The following is a 3,561-nucleotide window of genomic DNA, read 5'->3' on the forward strand; positions in this document are numbered from 1 at the left end:
TGTGGTATTTCCTTTTCAATTTTCCGTTCCGGCTGATAACTTACCAGTATATTTTCTTTGCTATCGTTTACAATTACTTTTATTTCTTCCGGTAAAAATGGACTATTTAACTGCACCGATTGTTGGTAACTTTTTAGTGGAGATAAATCAGTAGTGAATTCATTTAGCAACACCGCATTTTCAAAAATCTGTATAACTGCATTTGGATATACTGCAGTAGCATAAACTTTCAATAGTATTTCGTCACCATTAAAATCAACATTAAGCGCTGCTTCTTTACTGGCATTTTTAACCATCCCTATTTCAGCATAAGGCATAAAATATTGCTCAAAACTTTTTTCTTCGTTGGGCTGTATCCAGGCAAAGTCTGGCTGATTATCTGTAAAAACACCACACATTAATTCAATGTATGGGCCATCTTCATCGGTAAGATTTCTGTCCCAGGCTTTACCAAAATCACCGTTGCCCCATGTCCATTGTTTTTTGCCTGTGGATACATGATGATTGGCAACATGCAGCATACCGGCCTGCGTATCATGTTCGTAGCAGCCAATAAAATCATAACCCGATTGTACCGCCATGTAAGAAGTAGGCACGGGTATATTTTTATACATGGAAATATCTGTGCCGGGTGCATAATTTACTTTATAGTAAGTGCCGGTTGCAATGGGGAAATCGCTTACATCTCTTTTGCCATGGTCATACACCGCATGTACATCCGGAGGAAAAACCGACTGATAAAAATCATTCACCTTAACAGCGGGATTAGCCCACCAGAGAAAGGTTTGAGGGAAAGATGTTTTGTTATATAAACGTACTTTTATTTCAAGATATGCTTTACCGGGATATAAAGTGAAACCTGCCATACCCTTTGTTCTGAACATTTTTTCCACTTCATTTACCCATACTGTTTTGCTGCCGTCTGCATTTTCTTCAATCGTAAAATCAATAGGTTCATAAGTAGAGGGGCGGTGATGCTGTGGCCAGTTAAATTCAATGCCGCCACTAATCCATGGACCTGTTAAACCAACCAGTGCCGGCTTAATTACCTGGTTATAATAAATAAAATCTCTTTTACGAATTTTATCATATGCCCGATGCACTCTTCCGCCTAGCTCTGGTAAAATCATTATTTTAACATACTCATTTTCCAAAAAGATAGCATCGTATTCTTTGTCAAATTTTTCATCTAAAATTTTTTCAATTACGGGGTGAGGATATACTGCTCCGCTACTTCCCTGATAGACTCTTTTCTCTAAAAAAATTGGGTTTTTTTCAGGTTCACCAATACCATAGGTAGGAATCAATATTTTTTCATGCCATACAGCAACAGTATTTATCATAATAGCAAGTTTGTAATTAACCGGATACAAAAGTACTGGCAGACTACCTACCGCTTAATGGAATAATTGTCTGTTATGATGGATTATATTATTATTGCACTATGCTAAGAAAAAAAGAAGGATTTGCCGGGCAACGGGCAATTGTACTGCCAAGAACAATACTGGCAAAATATTGCAGCCCCAATCCTTTGATCGCAGGTGCATACATTACTGACATTGGTTATTATCCAAATGCTAAGTTTCATTACAGGGAAAGAGAACATGGCAGCGACCAACATATATTAATCTATTGTTGCGAAGGAAAGGGCAGTGCACAAATAAAAAAAGAAGGGTATCAACTAAACCCGGGTGATTTTATTATTATACCGCAAGGCGTTGCACACCATTACTCTGCAGATGAAACAAGTCCATGGACTATTTACTGGATTCATTTTAAAGGAAATATTACCAATAGTATTTTGAAAAAATTTCAATTAAAAAACAGTAGTTATAAAGGTTCTGTTGACTACCAGGACAGCCGTATCCGTTTATTTGAAGACATGTATTCCAATCTCGAAATGGGCTACAGCAATGATAATTTATGTTATGTCAATATGTGCCTGCAGCATTTTTTAACTTCTTTTATTTTCAATGATAATTATAATGTAGCGGATAAAAAACAAAGCATTGATACTATTAATGTTTCTATCAGTTACATGCAGCAACATATACATGAAATGATTCCATTGAAAACAATGGCGCAATCAGTAAATTTATCGGTATCCCATTTTTCATCTTTATTCAAAAAAAAAACAGGATTTCCCCCAATAGAATATTTTAACCATCTGAAAGTACAGAAAGCTTGCCAGTACTTACTATTTACGGATTTTAGGATAAAGGAAATAGCGGATAAACTGGGTATAGAGGACCCCTATTATTTTTCGAGAATGTTTACCAAATTGATGGGAATGTCGCCAGTTGCTTACAGAACAAAAAGAATCAGTTAAAAGTATTTAAGTTAATGCCCCGTGAAGAAGCCTTCCATTTCTTCCAATGTTTTACCTTTTGTTTCTTTTACTTTTAACCAGATAAACAGTAAACCGATTAAACAAATACCGGCATAAATATAAAATGTTTTATCGTGAAGCCGGCTGTACAAAATAGGAAAAGTGAAGGTCAAAATAAAATAGGCAGCCCACAAACACAATACTGCTACAGCCGTAGCAGCAATCCTTATTTTGTTAGGGAATATTTCAGATATCAATACCCAGGTAACCGGCGCTAAGGATGTAGCATACAAGCCAATTGCTGCCAGTAAAAACCAGGAAACACTTGCAGATTTTGTACCAAGCAAAACAGAAATAATGATATATAAAATTGCTAACCCACCGGCACCTGCCAACATCAACGGTTTTCTGCCGATTTTATCTACCAGCAATATTGCCAATAAAGTAAATACTAAATTAACCCCGCCAATAAATACAGTTTCTAATAATTGGTCATCTTTTGAAAAGCCAATACTTTCAAATAAAACTGCGGTATAATTAAATACTACATTGATACCACATAGTTGCTGAAACACTGCCAATCCAATACCGATCATCACGGCAGGTAAAACAGATTTTTCAAAAACAGCACTATACTTTACTTTAGTAATAACTGAAATATTTTTACTAATGGCTGATAAAGATTCTCCTGCATAAATTTCACCGCCGATCTTAATTAATATTTTTTGAGCTTTGCCCTGCCTGCCTGCCTGCATAAGCCAGCGTGGGCTTTCCGGTAACCATAGAACACCCAAAATAAATAAAGTTGAAGGCACCGCACCAAGGCCAAACATCCAGCGCCATGCATCAGTACCATTGTTTCTTAAAGAGTAGTTCACCAAATTAGTTATTAGTATGCCAATTACAATCGTTAGTTGATTAATTGCCACCATGCGGCCACGAATGTGCGCTGGCGCAATTTCTGCAATGTATAAAGGAGATAACATGGATGCCATACCAACTCCGGCACCTGCAAAAAATCTGGCTATAATAAAAATATCTCTTGAAGGAGCCATTGCCATTGCTACAGACGAAAGAGTAAATAAGGATGCAGCAGTTAACAGACCCGGACGGCGACCATATTTTTCGGTCACCCATCCTGCAATAATACAACCAGCTATAGCACCCAAAGCAAGACAACCAGTGGTAAAGCCTTCCCAATATTCATTCAAGCCAAACTGTTCTTTTAAAAA

At 36.9% G+C, this 3,561-nt stretch carries 3 protein-coding genes; 1 reads left to right on the top strand and 2 read right to left on the bottom strand.

Features of this window, described 5'->3' with window-relative positions; genetic code table 11:
* Window positions 1-1,343 (bottom strand): DUF5107 domain-containing protein (locus H7254_RS16205; RefSeq protein WP_301933957.1); only part of this gene is annotated, 1,343 nt, incomplete at its 3' end.
* Between the two features lie 101 nt (window positions 1,344-1,444).
* Here H7254_RS16205 and H7254_RS16210 point away from each other — a divergent pair.
* Window positions 1,445-2,329: an AraC family transcriptional regulator gene (locus H7254_RS16210; RefSeq protein ID WP_301933958.1), complete on the top strand. Its 885-nt coding sequence runs from the start codon at window positions 1,445-1,447 to the stop codon at window positions 2,327-2,329.
* 11 nt (window positions 2,330-2,340) lie between these two features.
* Here the strand turns inward: H7254_RS16210 and H7254_RS16215 are convergent.
* Window positions 2,341-3,561, bottom strand: a 1,221-nt coding sequence (locus tag H7254_RS16215; RefSeq protein WP_301933959.1) for a sugar porter family MFS transporter, incomplete at its 5' end; no start/stop codon positions are given.

Origin of the sequence: Ferruginibacter sp. (genome assembly GCF_014377975.1) — a bacterium.
Classification (GTDB): domain Bacteria; phylum Bacteroidota; class Bacteroidia; order Chitinophagales; family Chitinophagaceae; genus Ferruginibacter.